A 20,190-nucleotide genomic window follows, 5' to 3' on the forward strand; every position below is an offset into this window, starting at 1 on the left:
AATGAGTTGCGCCAATGCTATAAAGCATTTATCCCTTAAGCCTGTTTTTATGCGCAAGTTGCTCAACGATCTCCCAACCTATTGCTTCCACTCTTTTTAATATCAAGTCTATCTCTTCCGGCGTTTTATCTTTATATTCTGCATTGCATATTTTAATCTTTGTATCTCCTATATTATATTCTTTAACAATTTCGCCGTCAACAACATCGTTCTGATTTAAGTCAATCTGTTGTACCGCATTTATGCTCAATTCCCTTATCCTCCCTTAACTCAAATGTTAATATATAAATATGAACCACTTTTGCCTTTTGCGACAAAAAAAAGGATGGTTCTCATTCCACAAATATTGCTTGTGAAATAAAAGTCATCCTTTTGTTCAAAAAGGAAAGTGCTTACATTTGAGCACTGTTTCCGCAAGGGATTAAGATTTGGACGTTTCCTTAATTAACGATCAGTTGCTGACTTGCCGCGTCTCCTAACCTGTCGCAACAATTTCTATCGCGCGTGGACTCGCTGCCTTACGCCGTATCGCCTTGGCCTTTTCCAGTCGTATCAGATATCCGTATATCGTGCTCTTGCTTTTCCCGATCATCCCGGCCATCTCGTCGATTGTAGGCGGATACCCGTGTTCTGCTTGAAACTCCTTGATTACCTCTAACACTTTCTGCTGATTTTCCGTTAATTCTGACATTTTTCGACACACTCCTCTCACTCGTATATTATTATATGCGAACATGTGTTTGTTTGCAATATATTTTACCTACATACTCATCTTTATGAAATTCTGCCGAGAACACTCCTCTATTTATTGAGGAGATGATAGGCAGCCGTATCACAAGCATACTATACCTGTATTCCTCGTCATCAGTCTGCAACTGCCGGTAGACACATAACCGTCATGTCCTTCCAACAACAACGATTGCCCTTTGTGTAAAATGCCTTTGACAATAAAGCGTTGGCCTTTGTACAATACGCTGCTTCCGCTTGTTATCGGTACGTCTTTGGCGGGCGTTCTCATCCGTTTGACAGCCCTGTATACTTTCAGCCCGGATATGGCACATGACGCTTCCTCCTTCTCTGCAGCTTCTGCTATCTCCTGCCGGTATTCTTCAAGCGACGGCTCTTCCTGCTCGGTTTTCTTGTGCCTGTTCCTCGCCACTATCTTGCTGTCTTGTTTGTATAGCCTGTCTCTTTGTGCATCTGTAAAACTACGGTTATGACGCCTGTACTGCTTATACTCATACGGCTTTATCTTCTCTATGCGGCTTATATGCCCGGCTCCCATAAGCGCCAGCGCATAGCTATCGTTGTAATGCGTCTTACTCAAGCCCAGTTGCCGTCTCATTGTCTCGGTTTCGTACCCGTAGCGTATCTCTACGTTCTCTTCGCCGAGCTTTGACTTAAGATATTCATAGAGATACGGCATGATGATGTTGAGTATGCTTGGATCAGCATACTCCTTAGCCGCGCCGGCTGCTTTCTGCGCCAGCTTCGTTTTGGCCTTAGGATCTTTGTGCACTTTTTCATGGCATTTACCGCATAACCCCGCTATGTTTTTGTAGGTATCGCTGCCGCCTTTTGAGCGCGGGACTATATGGTGCAAATGCTCTATCTTGCGCTTGCCGCATAACAGGCATTTACCTTCCTGTTTTGCTATAATATACTCACGCATGTTGTTGTAGCTATACAGCGTACCTTGTTGATACTGCTTTCCTGCTATATCGGGATTCTCAAGCTTCTGTATATCAAACTTGCCATACTCGAGCACCACCTTCCTGATAGGCAGTATCTTCGCAACTTTATTGAAATAGTTGATGTGAGTCTGCAAAAGCTGGTGGGCTGTCGGCGTAAGCCAGCCTTCCGGCCTCTTCCTGTTGCTGAACCGCGCTTGCTTCGGCTTGACATACTTTGCTGTTATAGGCTCCTTAGTTCCGGGCTGTACCACTTTTCTTGGCGCCCGGAAATAAGTATGATTCGCAATAGCACGCCTTATTTTCTTCCGGCGCCTGTTATGCCGCCTTATCATACGGTACATCTTGCGTTCTTTCATCAGCTTGGGCACGTCCTTGTTGCGGCAGTGATTTACAGATGAGTACAAAACATCGGTTGTGCTGCTGTCAATAGCCGTGATGGACTGATGTGTGCGCCCCGTGTCATATGCAGATGCCACATCCTGCGTGTATGTTGTGCTGTCATATAAAAGCTGTATAGTGAACGGTTTGCTCTGGACTACACATGCTTTCTTCTGTTTCAGCAATATCCTTACCCTGTCATGCCGTTTTGTCGGCATGAGCGGTTTTCCGTCTTTTGATATAACGTATACCATCTTTCCACCTCTCTCAAGGTAAATACTCAACCACACAGGTTGGTAGGTCTCCCCCGGCTTGATACGGCTCATCAGTGCCCGGGACTGGGAGTGGCATCCCGGAGTGCGCAGCCGTATCAGCCAGCCTGTTCAACTACCGCATCCTAAGATGCAACATAGCAGCCACGCGGCTGTATGCTCCTCAATTTATTGAAGAGTAGTTGACTTTCTTTTTATACCATTTCAGTTCCCGTTCGTCCACGCTGTCTGCTATATCCTGGATAAGTATATCCATCAGTTCCCCTTCGTTAACTTGCATTAGAGCGGCCACTACCGCAGGTTCAAAATACCTGCCTTCTTCTTTTTTTATCTTCTTCAACGCTATCTCTACCGGCATTATTATCTTTGTCCCTCTGGGTGCCGCCAGGCTGTCCATATAATCGGCCACCGCTATCACACGTGCCGATAACGGTATCTCTTCACCCTTCAGTGCTTCCGGATACCCATATCCGTCCCACCTCTCATGATGATACAATATGCCGGGTAAGATATTGCCCAGGTATTCTTTCCTGTTTATTTCACGATATCCCAGCCGCGGATGAGCCAGTATGTCGTCCCACTCTTCCTCTTCCAGCCACGTGCCCGGCTTTATCGGCCACCTGCCCCTGATGTCCCAGCCCAGATCGGTTACTCCTATGTCATGCAACAGTGCCGCTTCCAATGTCCATCTCGCTTCGTCATCCGACATGTTCAGATGCTCCAATATCTTGTACACTATCGCTGCCGTTTTGCTGCCATGAAACCAGATATAGGGGTCGTCTAACCGTAAACCGACCCCCACTCTCTCAAATTCTTCAGCTTCTTCTTTTATTATACTCATTTTATCGCTACACCACCTACAACACTTGCATTGTCATTATTTGTGCCGCTTGTTAATTGCCCCAAGTCGATTGCTTTTATTTCGCTTCCCGGGTATTTGTCGGTATAAAACGATTCTTCTCCCTCAAGGCATATAATTGATATCGGCTGCCTTTGCGTATATCTTGCCGCTGTCATTTCGTAATAAGCACTCAGCCTAGCCCGCTTCTCTATGTCATTTAATACAAGCACTACTGCTTGCCGCCCATTATCTACCGTGTAATCCGCTGCCGGCCACTGCGGAGGACCGCCATGGGCATATGCTATTTGCGCCGCTTTCTTTATCAAGTCTTCTTCTCCATATGCTCGCATAAGATTTATCCCATCGGCATTATATGGTAACAATAACTGCTCTTCCAGTCCTAACGCTTCTTCGCCATATGCTTCCTTCGCCGCCTCGCTTTCGTAAAATATCACTGCTCTTTTGATACCGTACATCACCGACAGTTTCTCCATTTCCCGTTTCAGATTGTATAAGCTTTTCTCCTGTGGTTTCGTACCGATGTTATATACTGCGTATTCGCTGCGGTCTTTTAATATGCCAAGCAATCGCCCTCCCATTATAGCTTGTTCTTTGTCCTTTTTTATCTCCCAACTCGGAATAAACTGCCATTTGCTCCCTGTAAATTCTATCGCCATACTTGATATCCTTGGATTGCGTTGCTTTAAGCTCTTTGCAGTCGGTAAACTGCGCCACTCCAAACCCTGTTCTTCTAAATATCGCTTCCCGGCTTCTCCTAAATACACAAGGTTGTTTTTCCTGCGAATATATCCTGCCCTGTCCAGCGCTGTAATCCTTGTTTGGTGATATTTGCAAGTACCGTATATTTTCCCTACGCTGTCTACTGTCGCTGCGCAATACTCACCAAGATGCTTTAGCAAATCAAAATCCCTCTCTGTGATTCTGACCCGCTGCTTCTTTTTCACTTCTTATCTTCACTCCTTTAACTTGAATAAATATGCAATACTTATCTATAATTATTTATAACCGTTGTTATCACTGTAACCTAAATCGTTATGTTTTACCTCGTATCTACTAACCTTGCTTTTGAGTATATCGTGCTCGTTTGGAAGCTTAATTTCAGGCTATTAAAACAGGCGCTAAACGTTGACTTTATCAGTTTTATTATAAGCGCAAAAGTATGGAATTATAAAAGTATGGATTTTTAGGGTAATAATCCATACTTTTTTGGCCTATCGTGCTACCGTTATTTACATAAAGAGGGAAGTATTTCAGCTAACTGATCATATGAAAAAATATGCACGATGGTATGAGGTTTTTCATCTGGTTTGCCATCCACACCATAGGCCATATGTTCACAAGTATCATCGGGAATGACATGTGCTCTGACTATACCATTTATTATTGCTTTGACATCTCTGTTGTCTGCATCCCAATTTGTGGCAGGCGCGAATATTTTGATTAAGATAAAAGCTTTATCAAATTTCGGGCAAACCGGCAGCGACCATAAAACAGCCCGCGTATTTGCGACCCAACGATCAGACGCGCCCGGTACACGCTTGCGTGTCATAGGCACATAGTCCGGTATATGGACTGTTATTACTTGACCGTCATATTCGGCTTTCCAGTCATCCGGCGGCAGGACTATGCAGCCGGCCGGATCATTTTGCCCGATAGCATTCCTGTTATGAAGCTGAACTGTTTTGTACAGTTCCGTCCTGGCCTTTTCCAAATAAAAGCAGACATTGTCCAAGTCATCATTATAAACCATATTTTTCTCCTTACATATTGAAGATGTCGTTTATACCATCCAGTATTTTCTTTTTAGAAGGCGATATTTCTTGTGGTTTTACCGCAGGTATATGCTGTGTGGTACCCGATTGGACTAATCCGGTCAGCATTTGTTCTATGTTATCCAGTCTTTGATCTATTCTGCCCAGCTCGGTATAAAACCGAATTGCACGCCTTATGTATTCTGCGCGTTCCGTACCGGTCATTGCTGACAATACCGCATATATATCGCTGTCTTTTTCTTCGCTTACACGTACCGATATGACCATAGCATTACCTTTCTTTTTACCAGTTGATTTTTCCAGTTGGTTGTAAACATATTTTTTTGCCTGTTTTATGCATGTTTGAAGGCTGTAAAATTGAAAAGTGTAAACATTTCCTGATAAGCTCCAGTTTCCATGTTTACACTTTTCAAAAAAAGTACCTTCAAACCCGCTTGTAAAGCGGCTTAAAGTATGTTTACAAACCATGTAAACATTTTCACGGTTTTGCGGCTTATATCCCGCTATGCAAGCAGTTTTGAGCATGTTTACAAGTCAACAGGCAAAAGGCTGATTTTTTTCCAGTTGGTTGTAAACATCTTTTTTTCCCTGTTTTATGCATATTTGAAGGCTATAAAATTAAAAAGTGTAAACATTTCTCCGCTAAGTGCTGATTTCCATGTTTACACTTTTCAAAAAAAGTACCTTTAAACCCGCTTACAGAGCGGCTTAAAGTATGTTTACAAACTTAATATTTGGTTATATTTTGCTGGAATTTTCAACGGCAATTCTCAGAAAGCCGTTTGCGTTTGCCATCTGTGCATCATTCATAAGCGCTACCCGCGGATGAAAGGTACGGAACATAGGGTATAAATCTATTCCTCCGCCCCCTGATATGAATATCGTATTGAAGAGATTCAGTTTATCACCCCATACTCCCCTGACCCTGTTTTGCACCGCTTTGGCTATTTCTGCCCGGACTGCCGTAAGATCGTCGGTTATGTCGAGGTAATCGTTCATATAAAATATCCTGCCTTTGCGTGACAGGTTCAGCAGATCAACCGTGTCAAGCTTGGAACCGCCGGTTTTTTGCGTATACAGCTTATCAACAGCCTCAAGTACCTTTGACATGCCGATATCTATTGTGCCGGACAGCTCCACCTCAAGCGAGAAAGTGTCATTTACGGAGAACGCTACAAAATCGGTTGTCTTATAGCCGATATCTATCAGGCCCACATACGAATTTTCCAGCAGGTATTTATCCGGGTCATCCATAATAACCGAGTATATTGCACCGGCAGCCTGCGGGAAAATGATCGCGTCGGATACTTCGACTACCCTGCTCGTACCATCATTGATAAAAGTCAAAACGGCTTTGTATCCCTTGAGCATTTGGCTGAATTGAGTTCTCTGATGCACATACTGTTCAAGCGGCAGACCGGTTACGATGCTAACAGGCGTATCATCTGCTGAAACAAGAGCCAAACCGGTTGCCAGAAGCACCCTGGTATCATCCATGTTAAGCTTATTATCTGCCAGAACGAAGGCCGCCGACGTTTGTTTTTCGGCTAATTTGCCGACAAAGTACTCGCCGTAGTCCGTTCCGTCCACAATCTTTATGTGCAGTAAGTCAAGAGGATCCTTGCTGCCGCCCCATATATCGGCAAGCCGCCTGTCGTATCCACGGCTTACCAGCGACGGGAACATGACTTTTTTGCCGTTATCACCCACGGCTTTCGTATATCCATATCCTATGTCTATTCCTATATTCACCTGTGAAAACTCCTTTCAAACTCCGATTAATGGAATCATGGCCACAATTGACAGAAATACCGCGGGAGCAAACGGTGATTCCGTCTTAAGCCCCCGTCTTGTAACAATTGCCCGGATTACGCCGTATATTGCGCCTATGATACAGGACGCAAAAACAACAACGAATATATTCGAGCCGTAAAATAAGGCCAGCGATGTCAAAAGTTTAACGTCTCCGCCTCCGAAACCACCGTTTGATACCGCAAACACGGCAAACAGTACCGCAAATACCGCAGCGGTGCATATCAATGCTTCCGGCAGGCGATGAGCGTATAAAAGCTGGTATAGTGTGCCGTATACCGCTACAGTGAGGGGTACCCAGTGGTCTATTTCCCTGCGTTTCAGATCGGTTGCCGCTGCGTATCCTGATAAAATAATTATCGGCAACATAAGCAGAATATGGGCAGGCGGCATCAGACCACCTCCGCAATTATTTGTTCGGCATCCCTGTCCAGGTCGTCCACTTGAATAACAGGAGCGTTTAATACCCCGATTAAAGTACGCCACATCCTGCTGGCCGGTTTTGTCACCACCAGTGTATAGTCATAATCACGGCAGTTTTCCATAATGCGCTTTATCTCACCTTCGGTGGCCGATGTCAGCATGAGTACTTTGTTGGATGCCTGGAGAGCGGCTTGTACCAGCTCGTCTTCTTTATTGGGCAAATCGATTATTATAAAGTCAAACATTGTTCTCGCATAATCTATCATTTGCTTAATATCACCCGGTGTTATACCTTCCGCAAGGTTAAGCCTGGGCGGGGTCTGCATGATATATATGTTATTCCTGAATTCAACGAGGTTGGCTTCAAACGCCTCTTTTGTACGGTTTTTGAGATACATGCCCATATGCGGCAGCACCGGCAGATGAAGCATATAACTTAAGTCGCTGCCGCCGTCCTGGAAGTTTAAATCAAGTATCAATATGTTCAGGTCCGTAGGCAATGTCTCAGCCAGCGTTTTAGCGAGTGTAGTCCTTCCTACTCCTCCTTTAACCGACCATATGCTTATTATCGTTTGTTTGTATACGCGCTTAGTTTTTGGCTTTGACAATGTCTTCCTGAGTGTGGCGGTTAATTTCGATACCGTATTGCCGGTAGACAGGTACTCGCTATACGGATATATGGTAAGTCCTTTACGTGATGCGATTCCCGTTAATGGTGAGATATCCGCATCATCGTATATCAGAGCATCGTAATTATGTTTTTCCAATAATATGGCCGCCGATTCGGTGGATGTGGTGACCACAAGGTCTTTGTTGTACACCTTACGTATACTATTTATATTAGACGAAATTAAAAGTTCCATAAATTTTAACTGCCCGTATCTTTCTTTGCTACGGGTTTGCTCCTTTCCTGTTATTTTTTTGTGACTCCTTTTATGATCGCCGTATTTTTGAACGGGATTTCTACCGGTGTTGAAATCGGGTTGTTGTAATCCGGGCTTTTATACCTGTTTTCGGATACGATCCCTTCTATGGTCAGATGATATCCGTCTATTGTGACGGCAAGTGATGTTACATTTTTTGAATACGTGGAAAATACGTTTCTGACGCTGTCTTCTATTGCTGATATATATTCCGGTTTATTGCTGATTACTCCTGTTGTTTCCAGTTCTTCCTTAGCCACCTCGTATATGTCCCATGCCGCTTTGGTAACAGCCTCGTCTCCTATGTTGTCTATCTTACTGCGCTCGTTTAACAAAAGCATTGTATTAAACTGAAGGAGTATAAGCATAAGTGTTATGGCTGTTATCATAAACCCGTATACCAGCATGGATACGCCGCTTTTGTCACGAAACAACTTTCTAATCATGGGATCTCCTCCATTATCTGCGTGCTTTCCCCCCTAACAATCGGTGATGGGAAATACGAAAACAAAGGAGGTACTTCATATGTGACTTCCACGGTTATTCTATCCCCGGGGTCAAACCCGCCGGGAGCGGTAAGAGTTACGTTCAGTCTGTCAATCCAGTCCTTTAAAAACCCGGTACCGTAACGTTCCGCCGCCTCTTTTGCCGTTTCGTACGGGGCCTCGCTTCTGGCAGCCGCACGTGCCGCCGAAAACGCCGATGCCGTTACGGTAAGCTGTGCGGTACCCAAAGCCATCATTTGTAATATCATACCTGTTAGCAAAAACAAAATAAGCAATACGGCAGCGGTTGAGACCAGCTCGGACACGCCCCGCTTGTCGGTTATTAATTTTCTCAGCATTATATCCTCCTTTCTGTTATTTGCCTGCTACTATTGCGCGAAAAAGTTGAGAAACCCCATACTGGTTATCATAGGCATAAGTATCATCACTATAAGCGGTAAAAAATAACCGAGAAACACAACAAAAAACAGCGCGTTGTCCAGCATATTTACATGGCTGAGCTTAGTATTAAGCCTTTCTTCTTCCATATCGCTCAGCACATCTTGCAGTTGTGCTGCCAATCCTTTTGATGATTCTTTTGATTTTGTCAGTATCCTTGTCACGCGTTGGAAATACTTGTTCATACTTTTTTCGGCGGCTTCCTGCAAAGATTGTTCGAGCGGTATACCCAGATTGATGTTGTCAATAGCACCTTTTATGATATCGCGCATGGCACCGTGTTTGTTGTCGGCTATATACTGCAATATGTTTTCTACCGGCATCTCGACGGATAACCCCTGCACAAGCAGATTAACTACGGTGGGCAGTTCGTTATCTTTCATAAGCCTCTGTTTAAACTCGTCGATCGGTTTCTGGTAACCTACATATAAGGTAATACCGAATCCGGCCAGGCCGATAAATAATATGGTGGGACTGATACCGCGCATCAGGCCGAAAACCAGTATAATGGACATTAACGCGCTTAATACTAACACCGCAGAAAATAACTCGGCTGCGTTTTTAGCGTCAAATATGAACAACCGCGCTCCGCCCGTGTTTTGCAACGTACGGTCTATTTTGTCAATAATGCTTTTGCCGGCAATCTTCTCAGCCGTTGATTTCTTGACAAACTGCGCTTTCATATCTCGGTCGCCTCCTTGTTTGTCCGGTTCAGTATATACAAAGTAGACCCGGCATAACTTATCACAGTATATATCAAAGCGATTTTGCCCCATAACGTATCAAATGAGTTGAGATACTCCGGAGATGAGGAATATACCATAAACATCAACGCAATCATGATGCCGGCAATAGACAACATCATGCTTTTTATCTCGGATAACTTAGTCGCCACTTGATTGTTTTGTTTCAGCCGTGTTCTGGTTTTTTGCGACACTTCTTCACAAACATCAGCTACCGAAGCCCGCATCTGATAAGCAAAGACTATGCTGTCCACCCAAAAGTCTATCATAGTGCTCTCCGAATCCCGGGCAAAATCCTTCAGCGCAGGTATTATACCTATCCCGGTATCCAGTTTATGAAGTATTTTCTCCAGCTCCCCATGTAACGGCTGGTCGGTTATCTGTGCTGTTTCTCTTATGCCGTTTTCCAGATTAGGCACGAGCTTGAGCCGGTCAGCCATGTCCTGTACCGCCTCTGCAAATTGTTTGTTCAGCTTATTATGCCGGGAGGTGCCGATCATGTTTAATACCCACGGTATGACAATGATCAACCCAATCGGCAGCAAAAAGCTCAGCCAGCCCATGCCGGCAATGTTAAGCACGGCAAACAGTATGACGGACAATACTGTAAGCGAAAGCAAAGCATCTTCGGCGTTGATTTTCGCTAACCCCGCCTTACGTAATAATTCCCGGAACTTATCAACTGTCTTGTTATAACCCAATAATTCCAGCAGACTGAACGGTTTAGCCTGTGGAGCTACCATTTGGCGCTGCAAACGCTCAATAAGCTTTTGCTTTTTATATGCTTTATACGATTGATACAATACAACGAGTACAAACCCGCCCATCGCGGCTGTAAAGGATATTAATAATATTTGTGCCATTGTTTAACCCCCATATACGTATTCAAGAATATAATTGCCGGCATCGTCCACATCCGTCAATTCGGCTATTTCACCTATGGCACGGGCTTTGGTATTACCCATCTCGTCATCTTCCAGCTTAAGAAAGACCAGCACGTCTATCGCCCTGGCTATCATACGCCTGATCAGGATTTTATCCAAGTCACGGTATTCGTTTATCAACGTTTCCAGTTTGTCCAATCCCAAAAGCGCCGAATTGGCATGTATGGTTGTCATAGACCCCCTGTGGCCCGAATTAAGCACGTTTACCAATGTAAAGGCCGATTCGGGCGTGCGTATCTCGGTTAATATTATGCGGTCCGGGTTGGCGCGCAGACAATCATTCAGTATATCCTCATATGTTATGGCTCTTGCCCCTTCGGTCTGTTCTCTCGTCTTGAAATAATAGGTGTACTTGAGGGGAGCCTCTATCTCGCGCGTGTCTTCTAATACAGCCACTATATGGTTCGGCTGTACATAATACGTAAGAGCGTTTATCAGTGTGGTTTTTCCCGCTCCGGTCTCGCCTATTACCATTATATTCTTCCGCCGGCGTACAGCGTCGGCAAGGTATTCGGCTACCGTACCGTTGAACGGGTCGCTGCTTTTCTTGCCTTTATATACCTCGGTATGTGTACGCCCGGTTGATACGGGTTCCGCCAAATCGCGCAGACCGTCAACCAAACTTTCCAACGGTTCACTTAACATCCAATGCCGGCGTATCACGATATACGGTTCGGCAGCTTCAGGCGGTATAACGATGAGGGCACGCGAGCCGTCATACAGCTCGGCATCAACAGACGGTTCCGCTGCGGATATGTTCTTATCGGCAGCTGCGGCTATCCTCCGGTATACCGTTTCGACCTGCGCTAAATCAGTAAAGCCTTCGTCCGCATCTTTTTTGATACCGTCTTGGACATACATGATATGCGTACCAAATACTATTATATCTGTCACACCGTTCATATGCAGATACTTCTCCAAAGGGCCGAGCCCGTACAGCAGATTAAATACCTCATCGGCTATCAGGTCAACCTCAGGCAGTTTATGCGGCAGATTAATCTCGAGATATCGCAATACGGCGCTTCTTACGGCTGCGTTTATCTTATCCGTACCGGTTATGCCTAAAAGTTCTGTTCTTACGGCATTCGCTATTAAGTCATAATCAATGGTTTTTGTTCTGTTTATGCTGCGTGAGCGTTCTGTCAAGCTTTGATTAGGCATTACCTGTCACCGGCCTTCCCGGCAAATATCTTTCTTTTTGGCTCTTCAAATATGTCAGGCATAAGCCGGTTAAGTATATGGACACAATGTTTTTGCAGCCGGCTGTCTTTATACCCGCTGATGTTTTTTATATATGGAACGGTATATATGACCGGTATCTGCGGGCCTGCCAGATTAACACATTCCGTATTTTTTTTCGATTGCATATTGACTACCTGCACGATATTGGAAATATCGATGAAATTATTGGACATTGCCCAGTCCAGCGTACCAATGGTCCGGCTGACCACCGAAAAGTTATCGGTCGTTATAAGAAGTATTTTGTCGGATATATTCATAACATCCATAACTGCCGGAATAAATGTGGGCTGGATATCAACTAATACTAACTCATACAAATCTTTCAAACCGGCTATTAAATCAGGAACATCGTTTTCCTCAAATCTTTCCGGCGTATCCGGATAACCTGATACAATTGCATCAAATATCTCGTCAGCCGGTCTTTGGACAGCCTGCTCAATACCGCTGCGCATAGCAGTATATATATTTTTCCTGCGGTCTATGTCAAGTATTGCCGGGAAATCTCCCGGTGTAAAGTCAAACTCAAGCGCGCACGTCTTGAGTTTCTTTGATGCTTCCCTGGCTAATGCTAAGGTCAGTAGAGTGTTTCCCACCCCGCCTTTGGGCGAATATATAGATATTACCAAAATTGTTTTCCTCCTTGCTTTTTTGATTTATCCCCCACCATAACCGGCGGGGCTTGCATTAGCAAAAACGACCTCTGAGGCGTTTGGTAATTCCGGAAGGATAAATTTATACCTCCCGAACAAAAACGCTCCTGAGACCGTTTCTGTTGCAATACGGGCTATTCTGCAATTAAGTTTGTTACTGCAGTGATGTATTTTTGGTAGTCGGCTTTTGCCCCGGCGATATCTACTGTTTTGTCATTGTTGACTATAACCGCATTGTATCCCGCCCATAACCTGTTAACAGCATCCGCAGCGGCTTTTGCTTGCTGAAACGCCGGATTAACGGAGCTGTCATATTTCAAAGTTTCAAAAGAATTGCGTTTAGTGTTCAGGTCTTTCTGCCATGTCTCAGACCAGGATTTCCAACTGTTGATGTTTTTGGTTTTTTGCTGCGCCGCATAGGCGTTCTCAAGTTCTTTATATTTCGCGGAAATCATATCCCGGTACTCGGAAATTTTGGCTATGCTGTTGACAGCCGATAATGCTCCGGTTGTATTTTGGCCGGCAGGTTCTTGGTCGGCGGCACTTTCGCTTGGCAAACTCTGGCCTTTATTGCTGAGGATCTTATAGGAACCGGATGCAATATACGGCATAATAATCTTAGCCGTTTCGACATCGGTTTTTATAATTGCATATGGCTGTGATTGCCCTGACGAGCCTGATACTGTATTTTTTATTTGATATATTTCCACGCCGTCTACAATAATAGGCGGCTGCTTTTGATCGCCATACAATGCAAGCAGTATCTTTTTATTTATATGAGTTAGCACATCATCTGACGACGGTATGTTCATGGTTAGTAATACTTCATTATCTTTTACCGCAATATCCTCCGGCTTAGCCAGTATCGATTTCGGTATCAGATCGCCGGGTATACGGCCTACCGTTGTCATTTTGCCTATAACAGCATTAGGATCGGTAAGCACATCACCAGGCACTGCGCTTACCGGCAATGCTTTAACTGTTATCATGTCCGATGTTATTTCCATTGTGTCGTTTATTTCTTTTGTAACGACCACAACTTGTTTTGTGCCTTCGGTGTTATATGTGAAAAGATAGGCGGCGACGAATATTATCACCGCCGCCGCAATTGCTATTTTAATTATCCTGTTCATGATTTTTTCCCTTTCTCTATGGTTTAACGATCGTCAGGGGGTCAACATAATTACCTTTGGTATACGACCCTATGGTTACGCGTAAATCCAGATGGGGCCCGGTTGATCTGCCGGTTGTTCCCACCTTCGCTATCGGTTGGCCTTTTGTTACTGCCTGGCCATTGGATACAAGGATGTCACTGCAATGCCCGAACATGAAATCATATCCGCCAGAGCGTATTACGAGCAGATTACCGTAACTATCATCCCATCCGGCAAATACCACCGTACCGTCCTCTGGTGAGATTATGTTTGTTCCTTCCGGTGCCGGTATGTCTATACCGTGGTGCGTTGTTACCACGTCGGTTATCGGGTCGATACGCCTGCCGTAATATGATGATATAACCGTATTGCCGGGAACGGGCCACTGCATTTCGCCGCCGGCTCCGCCTATGGTTAAAACACCGCTGGCCGGCCACACACCTCTGTATTCCCATTTGTTTTTCCCCGGAGCATTAGTAAACGGGTGCGCAAAACCGGCCGACAAAGGTATGTTACTTTGGCGCAATGTTGTGGAGATCCCGTTTACCGGTATTTCAACGGTAACATCAAAACTCTTTTCCGTTCCTTCGGACAAATAAGTTCCGGTAAACGTAAATGGCGACGTCGGCTTACCCGCCTTGTCATATTCATAGTATGCCCGGTAGACTCCTTTACCGCCGCTAATCCCGGTTAAGGTTTGATTTTTCAATATCCCCCAGGAATATGACGGTATAATGGTATATCTGTCTATCCTGTGCTGCGAATCGGCTTTGGTTACCGTTATAGGTTCGCTGCGCAGAACGGTTTTGTCTGCGCGCAAAAACAGCAGGTTTAAGTTGTCCCACGTTACGGTAATTTGCGCCTGTGCCGGATTACCGTTTGCGTCTTTGTGCCATTTTGTATATATATACGTAGGTGTAGTTGTTATAGTTATGTTACCGGACACGGTTTTTTCTGGTTCCTGAACAGTAATTGATGCCTGTGCCTGTTTACCGTTGTATACCGCCGTTATGGTAGCCGTACCGACACCTTTTCCGGTTACCACCCCGTATGAATCAACCTCAGCAACTGACGTATTATTTGAGGTATATAACGAACTGGTGGTTACATCCTTAGTTATTCCGCTGTAATACGTAGCCCTGACTATAAGAGGCAGCGTTTCTGTCCTCACAATCGTAGCTTCCGACGGGTTAATTGTTATATACAACAGTTTATCCACCTTATACGGCCCAAAGTATTGCACCTTAACATTACCTGCTGCGTCGGTTGCTTTAGCGTGCAGATACCACGTGCCTTCCGCAGCTTGTGTTACTGCTGCTGTGTAGTTAGTCCACGCAGTCGGTGTTGTAATGCTTGTGCTCCATGCGTATTGCCTTGCAATTACCCCGGATCCGCCGCTGTCCATATAATTCAATGTTACCGTTACCGGTGTTTCTTCCCAATCCCTGCTTGACGGGTTAGCTGTAATAGTTGGTAGTGTCTTATCTATCTTATACGGACCGAAATATTGCGTCTTAACATTACCCGCTGCGTCGGTTGCCTTAGCGTGCAGATACCACGTGCCTTCTGCAGTTTGTGTTACTGCTGTCGTGTAGTCCGTCCATGTAGTTGGAGTCGCGGTACTTGTAGACCAAGCATACTGTTTTGTGGATAACCCCGAACCGCCTGTATCAGTATAAGTTAATGTTACAGTTACATTAGTATTACCCCAGTTCCTACTTGGCAAATCTGCTGATATATCAGGTGGTTCACTATCAATATTATAACTACCTGAATATAACGTATTTACATTACCAGCTTTATCATAAACCTCTACCTTTAATTTATAAATAGCGCTAGTATTAAGTGTTACAGTTTCAATTCCAGTATAATAACTGCTCCAGCTCCCATATGTCAAACCGTTATCACTAGAAACAACATAACGCCACTTATCTAAACCCGAACCTCCACTATCTGTAGGTGTTATAGTTACTGTTACGCTATCATCCCAACTACTACTATTTGGTGCAAAACTTACTAAAGGTAAAACTTTATCTATCTTATATGGTCCAAAACACTTAATTATAACATTACCTGCTATGTCTGTTGCCTTAGCCCACAAATACCAACTGCCAGTAACTGGCTGCGTCGTGGCTGAACTATAATTTAACCACGTGCTAGGCTGTATAGTATTACTCGAACTCCACACATACTGCTTAGTGGATAAACCTGAACCACCTGTATCAGCATAAGTCAAATTTACAGTTACATCGGTATGTTCCCAAATGCTCTCAGATGGATTTGCTGTAACAGTAGGTAATGTTTTATCTATTTTATATGGTCCAAAGTATTGCGTATTAACATTGCCTACATTATCTTCTGCTCTAACATGTAGATACCATATACCTTCCTCAGTCTGTTTTACCGGTGCTGTATAGTCAACCCATGCGGTGGGTACAGCTGTACTTGTGCTCCATGCATATCGCCTTGTAGATAAACCTGAACCAACTGCATCGCTATATGTCAGAGTTACACTTATATCTGTATTACCCCAATCACTACTTGCGGGAACAGCTATTATGGTAGGTGGTGTCTTATCTATCTTATATTGTCCGAAGTATGTCGTTATACTATTACCTGCTCCATCTACTGCTCTAGCGTGCAAATACCACACTCCATCTGCAGTTTGTGTTACCTGTCCTGTGTAGTTATTCCATACAGTTGGAGTTGTGGTACTCTTAGACCATGCATACTGCCTAGTGGGTAGACCAGAACCTCCTGCATCAGTATAAGTTAAAGTTACAGTTACATTGGTTTTGCCCCAATCTCTTCCAGATGGACTTGCGGATATGCTAGGTAGTGTCTTGTCTATCTTATATGGTCCAAAATAATCTGTCATAACATTTCCCGCATTATCACCTACCTTCACATGTAGATACCACGTGCCTTCAGCGGTTTGTGTTACCGGTGCTGTATAGTTATTCCATGCAGTTGGGGCTGTAGTGCTCGTAGACCATGCATACTGCTTAGTAGATAAACCTGAACCACCTGTATCACTATAAGTTAAAGCTACAGTTACATTAGTATTATCCCAGTTCCTTTCTTCTGGACTAGCAACTACAGTGGGCACGTTCTTATCTATCTTGTATGGTCCAAAATAGTTATATACATAATTACCGCCTTTATCTTCCGCTTGAACATGTAAATACCAACTACCTGTCGCACTCTGCGTTACTTGTGATATCGGTGCTGTATCAACCCAACCTGTAGTTGGTTTACCTGTTGTAGTAGACCATGCATACTGTACACTGTCTAATCCTTTATCATCTGTTACAGATATATTAACAGTTACACCCGTATTTCCCCAATTACGTGATGTTGGATTTACTGATATAATTGGTGGTGTTGAATCAAAATAGGCTGGGCCTATATATTGATATACACCTCCAGTATAGCCCCTATAATGCTCAACCCAATAAGCAATAAAATATTTACCGTCTAACCCTATAACAACAGATTTATTATAATTATTAGCATAACTTATAGTTGAATCTAATAAAGTATCTACAGCAGCATCAAAATTACCTTGCTCTAAATAACTTGTAACAAGGCTATTACGTGAAATTCCTGAAGCTGTCCAATAAACATAATCTTTCCCTGGTAATGGTGCTGGAAGGTCATCTCCTGAAATATTTATTATTTCAGGATGGCTATCAACGCCGCTCAAATACTGCCAAGTCTGATATCGGTCAGACCCTCCAGCTCGAATAACATTATACTTATCACCAATTGCAGCAGCTGGTCCAAACAAGCCTTCACCGCCTAAGATTATCAAATTTTTGGCTCTCAAATCCTCAATTCCCTGAACAACATTTGCCTGCAAAACTGCTGCATTATCAACTAAAAAAATCGGATAGTTGTCATTAACACTTGCAGCACTTTTGCCATCTGCCATATCAGAACCACTTCCAGTTGCTGTCACAACATATAACGTATTACTTTGTCCAAAAACTTCTCTAGCAAATTGAATACTTTGTGCCGATCTTGACGCTGAATTTTGATTATACACTTGCTGATATTGAAAAAATGGTCCATATAATGAATAAAACCATTTTGAAGTACCAAATGGATATATAAAATACATATATGCATCATATGTTGCTGATGCCCCAAAATAACTTCTTTCTATATATCTCATATCAATTCCTGGGTACAACGAAGCACATGAATAATAATCTGGGATTATACTAGTACTGTTTATAGTGTAAGCTATAGAAGATGGTTGACTTGATGCATATGGTTCCCAATTTGGATTAGGTATCTGTGCATTAGCAACAGTTGTCCACAAACATATCAAACTAAAAACACACGTAAACAAAACTAATTTTATATTTCTTTTCACCGAAATCGGCACACATACTTTACTCTCACTGGAATTAAAATAAATGTGCCTTTCCCTCCTTTCGTATTTAACGAAATACTGCCGAGAATGTTCACCAATTTATTGAGGGTAGTTGAAAGCTAATAGCGGCCACTTTATTCGTAGTGGCCGCCAACCCGGACCGATGTTAATCACCTACGCTTATTTTGCTTAAATTACTAAAAACGTTAGAGAACAGACTGGATATCTGGGTTCTGGTGGTAGGTGTTATGAACAGCACAGCTCCTACTACCAGCGCTATGATAGCTATCCACTCGAACATATCAGCCGCTTTCCTGTTTGATATCAATTCCTTAGCCTTATTCGACACAGCTATATATATCTTCATCATTTGTTTCATCACCTCCTTTCCCCCTGATTGTCCGGCGTTGTTTCCGCTTCTTTCCTTGGCGCTTTTAGGAATTGGTAAAATCCTGCACTTTGCCGATCATGTTATTCCATATTTCTGATATGGCAGTTTGGACATCGGGGAATACCAGCGCTACTACCAGGGCGACTAATCCCAGCGTGCCCGCCACCTCAACCAAGTGGCTGACGGCTTTCTTGTCGGACAGCAATTCCTTAGCCTCGTTCGACGCAACTATATACGCTTTCAGCATGGTTTTTCTCACCTCCTATAAAAAAAGGCCTCCTCATTTTGAGGAAGCCTTTCCGGTTTTTCTTTGGATAACGACTATGGCCTGTCTTCGATCAGCTGCGAACTGCTGGATTGTACTATAGTGCCTATGTCTATGCCGTTCATGTTGAAATACGCATACTTGGGGAAAGCATATTTGACGGTTACCGTAACCGTGTCGCCACTCGATCTGGCTGTAACGGTAGCCTTGCTGTCCCAGTCATGCAGTATGCCTGAACCGTACTTGTTAGCAGCTTGTATAGCAGCATTGACAGGCGATGCTGAACGCACACCCGCCCGCGCCCCTTCAAACGCCGCGTTATTAACCGTTGTCTGGCCTATGCCGATTATGGTCAGTTGGGCCATAGCTATCACAAAAGCCATTATGAACGGCAGCAGCACTATGAACGTTATCGTACTTGTGAACCCGCGCTTATCACGGATCAGTTTCTTAAGTCCGGACAATTGTTTATTGCCTCCTTTCGAGAAAAGTTATTGACCCATTGCACTGAAAAACTTGAGCAGGTCGCTAAGCATCGGGTACAGTATTATTACCAGATAGGGCAGAACATACCCCGCCATGATAGGTAGTATCATGGTGTTTTCCATGTTATTTGCTTTAGCCATGATTTGTGTTTCCAGCCGGGTTTCCATATTATCTCTTATCTGTTCCAACCCGTGGATCATTTCGGCTGTTGTTTCGCTTCTGAAACTTAATATGCGCGCTACGCGTTCAAAATCAGGCGACAGCGTCTTAGCCGATACTTCGGTTAACGCTGACTCGAGCGACGAACCGGTAAACAGCATATCCCTCAATTCTTTCAGGAAAGGAGTAACCACACCGCTTTTTGTATCGGCTATATATGATATCACCTGTTCAACCGGCATCTCTATAGCCAAGCCTTGGATCATGCTGTCTATAACTGCCGGCAACTGGCTCTCGAATTTTGATTTATAGGTGGATACTGCACTTCTGTATCTGCCTATGGTGTATGCCATTACGGCAACTGTCATCATAACCGGGCCTATAAGCCCCGCTCCCGATATAATACCGTATACCATAAGCAATACGGCAGCTGCCGAATATGTGAGCAAGGCTGCTATATATTCGTATACGTTGCGGGCAGTGAATCCCAGCAATCTGATGCCGCCCGTTGTGCCCGGTATGGCAATATCCACCCCGCCTACCGTCTTTATAGTACGATCCATAGTTGACAGCACATCTTTATCAATATATTTACCGGCTACCGATGCGGCTGTTTTAGTAAACGGTATGCCGTGTTCTTTAACTTCTTTTTTAGGTTTAGCCCGTGCTTTTGCAAAAATCGCCAAATTAAGTCA

Annotated in this window: 22 protein-coding genes; all 22 read right to left on the reverse strand. The window is 44.0% G+C overall.

All coding sequences use genetic code 11. The features are described from left to right. Positions 1-28 precede the first annotated feature (28 nt). Entirely contained in the window at positions 29-250 is a 222-nt protein-coding gene (locus MAHAU_RS11900; protein WP_013781975.1) for a hypothetical protein, read from the reverse strand. A gap of 225 nt (positions 251-475) precedes the next feature. Beyond that, positions 476-691 carry a LexA family protein gene (locus MAHAU_RS11905; RefSeq protein WP_013781976.1) on the reverse strand — a complete coding sequence of 72 codons (216 nt, stop codon included), beginning with the start codon at positions 689-691 and terminating at the stop codon, positions 476-478. A 141-nt stretch (positions 692-832) separates the two neighbouring features. Continuing rightward, positions 833-2,326: an RNA-guided endonuclease IscB gene (gene iscB / locus MAHAU_RS11910; protein ID WP_013781977.1), complete on the reverse strand. Its 1,494-nt coding sequence runs from the start codon at positions 2,324-2,326 to the stop codon at positions 833-835. 181 nt (positions 2,327-2,507) lie between these two features. Next, positions 2,508-3,185 carry an HD-GYP domain-containing protein gene (locus MAHAU_RS15125; protein ID WP_013781978.1) on the reverse strand — a complete coding sequence of 226 codons (678 nt, stop codon included), beginning with the start codon at positions 3,183-3,185 and terminating at the stop codon, positions 2,508-2,510. Continuing rightward, positions 3,182-4,150 (reverse strand): hypothetical protein, encoded by a 969-nt coding sequence (locus tag MAHAU_RS11920; protein WP_013781979.1) that lies wholly within the window; start codon positions 4,148-4,150, stop codon positions 3,182-3,184. Before MAHAU_RS11920 ends, MAHAU_RS15125 begins: the two co-directional genes overlap by 4 nt. 281 nt (positions 4,151-4,431) lie before the next feature. Then, entirely contained in the window at positions 4,432-4,956 is a 525-nt protein-coding gene (locus MAHAU_RS11925) for a hypothetical protein (protein WP_013781980.1), read from the reverse strand. A 10-nt stretch (positions 4,957-4,966) separates the two neighbouring features. Beyond that, positions 4,967-5,245 carry a hypothetical protein gene (locus MAHAU_RS15615; protein WP_148258425.1) on the reverse strand — a complete coding sequence of 93 codons (279 nt, stop codon included), beginning with the start codon at positions 5,243-5,245 and terminating at the stop codon, positions 4,967-4,969. Between the two features lie 471 nt (positions 5,246-5,716). Next, the gene (locus MAHAU_RS11935; RefSeq protein ID WP_013781982.1) at positions 5,717-6,730 is read right to left on the reverse strand and encodes a ParM/StbA family protein; all 1,014 of its coding nucleotides are present in this window, start codon (positions 6,728-6,730) and stop codon (positions 5,717-5,719) included. A 15-nt stretch (positions 6,731-6,745) separates the two neighbouring features. Next, positions 6,746-7,183, reverse strand: coding sequence for a prepilin peptidase (locus tag MAHAU_RS15130; protein ID WP_013781983.1), 438 nt, complete (start codon positions 7,181-7,183; stop codon positions 6,746-6,748). Beyond that, a complete protein-coding gene (locus MAHAU_RS11945; RefSeq protein ID WP_013781984.1) occupies positions 7,183-8,076 on the reverse strand; it encodes a CpaE/TadZ family protein in 894 nt (297 codons plus the stop codon). The genes MAHAU_RS15130 and MAHAU_RS11945 overlap by 1 nt, the downstream gene beginning before the upstream one ends. 50 nt (positions 8,077-8,126) lie before the next feature. Beyond that, positions 8,127-8,582, reverse strand: a complete 456-nt coding sequence (locus tag MAHAU_RS11950; RefSeq protein WP_013781985.1) for a hypothetical protein — start codon at positions 8,580-8,582, stop codon at positions 8,127-8,129. Then, entirely contained in the window at positions 8,579-8,980 is a 402-nt protein-coding gene (locus MAHAU_RS11955; RefSeq protein WP_013781986.1) for a hypothetical protein, read from the reverse strand. Before MAHAU_RS11955 ends, MAHAU_RS11950 begins: the two co-directional genes overlap by 4 nt. Before the next feature lie 30 nt (positions 8,981-9,010). Then, positions 9,011-9,763 (reverse strand): type II secretion system F family protein, encoded by a 753-nt coding sequence (locus tag MAHAU_RS11960; RefSeq protein ID WP_013781987.1) that lies wholly within the window; start codon positions 9,761-9,763, stop codon positions 9,011-9,013. Next, positions 9,760-10,686 carry a type II secretion system F family protein gene (locus tag MAHAU_RS11965; RefSeq protein WP_013781988.1) on the reverse strand — a complete coding sequence of 309 codons (927 nt, stop codon included), beginning with the start codon at positions 10,684-10,686 and terminating at the stop codon, positions 9,760-9,762. Before MAHAU_RS11965 ends, MAHAU_RS11960 begins: the two co-directional genes overlap by 4 nt. Positions 10,687-10,689: 3 nt before the next feature. Continuing rightward, positions 10,690-11,928: a TadA family conjugal transfer-associated ATPase gene (locus tag MAHAU_RS11970; RefSeq protein WP_013781989.1), complete on the reverse strand. Its 1,239-nt coding sequence runs from the start codon at positions 11,926-11,928 to the stop codon at positions 10,690-10,692. Continuing rightward, positions 11,928-12,635, reverse strand: a complete 708-nt coding sequence (locus MAHAU_RS11975; RefSeq protein WP_013781990.1) for a CpaE/TadZ family protein — start codon at positions 12,633-12,635, stop codon at positions 11,928-11,930. The genes MAHAU_RS11970 and MAHAU_RS11975 overlap by 1 nt, the downstream gene beginning before the upstream one ends. Before the next feature lie 158 nt (positions 12,636-12,793). Further along, positions 12,794-13,792 (reverse strand): CpaB family protein, encoded by a 999-nt coding sequence (locus MAHAU_RS11980; protein ID WP_013781991.1) that lies wholly within the window; start codon positions 13,790-13,792, stop codon positions 12,794-12,796. A gap of 16 nt (positions 13,793-13,808) precedes the next feature. Next, positions 13,809-17,747, reverse strand: a complete 3,939-nt coding sequence (locus tag MAHAU_RS11985) for a peptidoglycan DD-metalloendopeptidase family protein (RefSeq protein WP_171804981.1) — start codon at positions 17,745-17,747, stop codon at positions 13,809-13,811. Between the two features lie 613 nt (positions 17,748-18,360). After that, the gene (locus MAHAU_RS11990) at positions 18,361-18,564 is read right to left on the reverse strand and encodes a hypothetical protein (protein WP_013781993.1); all 204 of its coding nucleotides are present in this window, start codon (positions 18,562-18,564) and stop codon (positions 18,361-18,363) included. Between the two features lie 64 nt (positions 18,565-18,628). Continuing rightward, the gene (locus MAHAU_RS11995; protein ID WP_013781994.1) at positions 18,629-18,832 is read right to left on the reverse strand and encodes a hypothetical protein; all 204 of its coding nucleotides are present in this window, start codon (positions 18,830-18,832) and stop codon (positions 18,629-18,631) included. A gap of 74 nt (positions 18,833-18,906) precedes the next feature. Then, positions 18,907-19,314 (reverse strand): TadE/TadG family type IV pilus assembly protein, encoded by a 408-nt coding sequence (locus MAHAU_RS12000; protein WP_013781995.1) that lies wholly within the window; start codon positions 19,312-19,314, stop codon positions 18,907-18,909. 27 nt (positions 19,315-19,341) lie between these two features. Beyond that, complete coding sequence (locus MAHAU_RS12005; protein WP_013781996.1) at positions 19,342-20,181, reverse strand: type II secretion system F family protein; 840 nt, start codon at positions 20,179-20,181, stop codon at positions 19,342-19,344. Between the last annotated feature and the right edge of the window lie 9 nt (positions 20,182-20,190).

It is taken from the genome of Mahella australiensis 50-1 BON (assembly GCF_000213255.1).
Classification (GTDB): domain Bacteria; phylum Bacillota; class Clostridia; order Mahellales; family Mahellaceae; genus Mahella; species Mahella australiensis.

Coding starts and splice junctions, on each gene's coding strand:
- MAHAU_RS15125 (WP_013781978.1), bottom strand. CDS start 3,185: ATGAGTATAATAAAAGAAGAAGCTGAAGAATTTGAGAGAGTGGGGGTC.
- MAHAU_RS11990 (WP_013781993.1), bottom strand. CDS start 18,564: ATGATGAAGATATATATAGCTGTGTCGAATAAGGCTAAGGAATTGATA.
- MAHAU_RS15130 (WP_013781983.1), bottom strand. CDS start 7,183: ATGCCGCCTGCCCATATTCTGCTTATGTTGCCGATAATTATTTTATCA.
- MAHAU_RS11960 (WP_013781987.1), bottom strand. CDS start 9,763: ATGAAAGCGCAGTTTGTCAAGAAATCAACGGCTGAGAAGATTGCCGGC.
- MAHAU_RS15615 (WP_148258425.1), bottom strand. CDS start 5,245: ATGGTCATATCGGTACGTGTAAGCGAAGAAAAAGACAGCGATATATAT.
- iscB (WP_013781977.1), bottom strand. CDS start 2,326: ATGGTATACGTTATATCAAAAGACGGAAAACCGCTCATGCCGACAAAA.
- MAHAU_RS11995 (WP_013781994.1), bottom strand. CDS start 18,832: ATGCTGAAAGCGTATATAGTTGCGTCGAACGAGGCTAAGGAATTGCTG.
- MAHAU_RS11970 (WP_013781989.1), bottom strand. CDS start 11,928: ATGCCTAATCAAAGCTTGACAGAACGCTCACGCAGCATAAACAGAACA.
- MAHAU_RS11955 (WP_013781986.1), bottom strand. CDS start 8,980: ATGCTGAGAAAATTAATAACCGACAAGCGGGGCGTGTCCGAGCTGGTC.
- MAHAU_RS11950 (WP_013781985.1), bottom strand. CDS start 8,582: ATGATTAGAAAGTTGTTTCGTGACAAAAGCGGCGTATCCATGCTGGTA.
- MAHAU_RS11980 (WP_013781991.1), bottom strand. CDS start 13,792: ATGAACAGGATAATTAAAATAGCAATTGCGGCGGCGGTGATAATATTC.
- MAHAU_RS11905 (WP_013781976.1), bottom strand. CDS start 691: ATGTCAGAATTAACGGAAAATCAGCAGAAAGTGTTAGAGGTAATCAAG.
- MAHAU_RS11965 (WP_013781988.1), bottom strand. CDS start 10,686: ATGGCACAAATATTATTAATATCCTTTACAGCCGCGATGGGCGGGTTT.
- MAHAU_RS11945 (WP_013781984.1), bottom strand. CDS start 8,076: ATGGAACTTTTAATTTCGTCTAATATAAATAGTATACGTAAGGTGTAC.
- MAHAU_RS11925 (WP_013781980.1), bottom strand. CDS start 4,956: ATGGTTTATAATGATGACTTGGACAATGTCTGCTTTTATTTGGAAAAG.
- MAHAU_RS11985 (WP_171804981.1), bottom strand. CDS start 17,747: ATGGCAGATGGCAAAAGTGCTGCAAGTGTTAATGACAACTATCCGATT.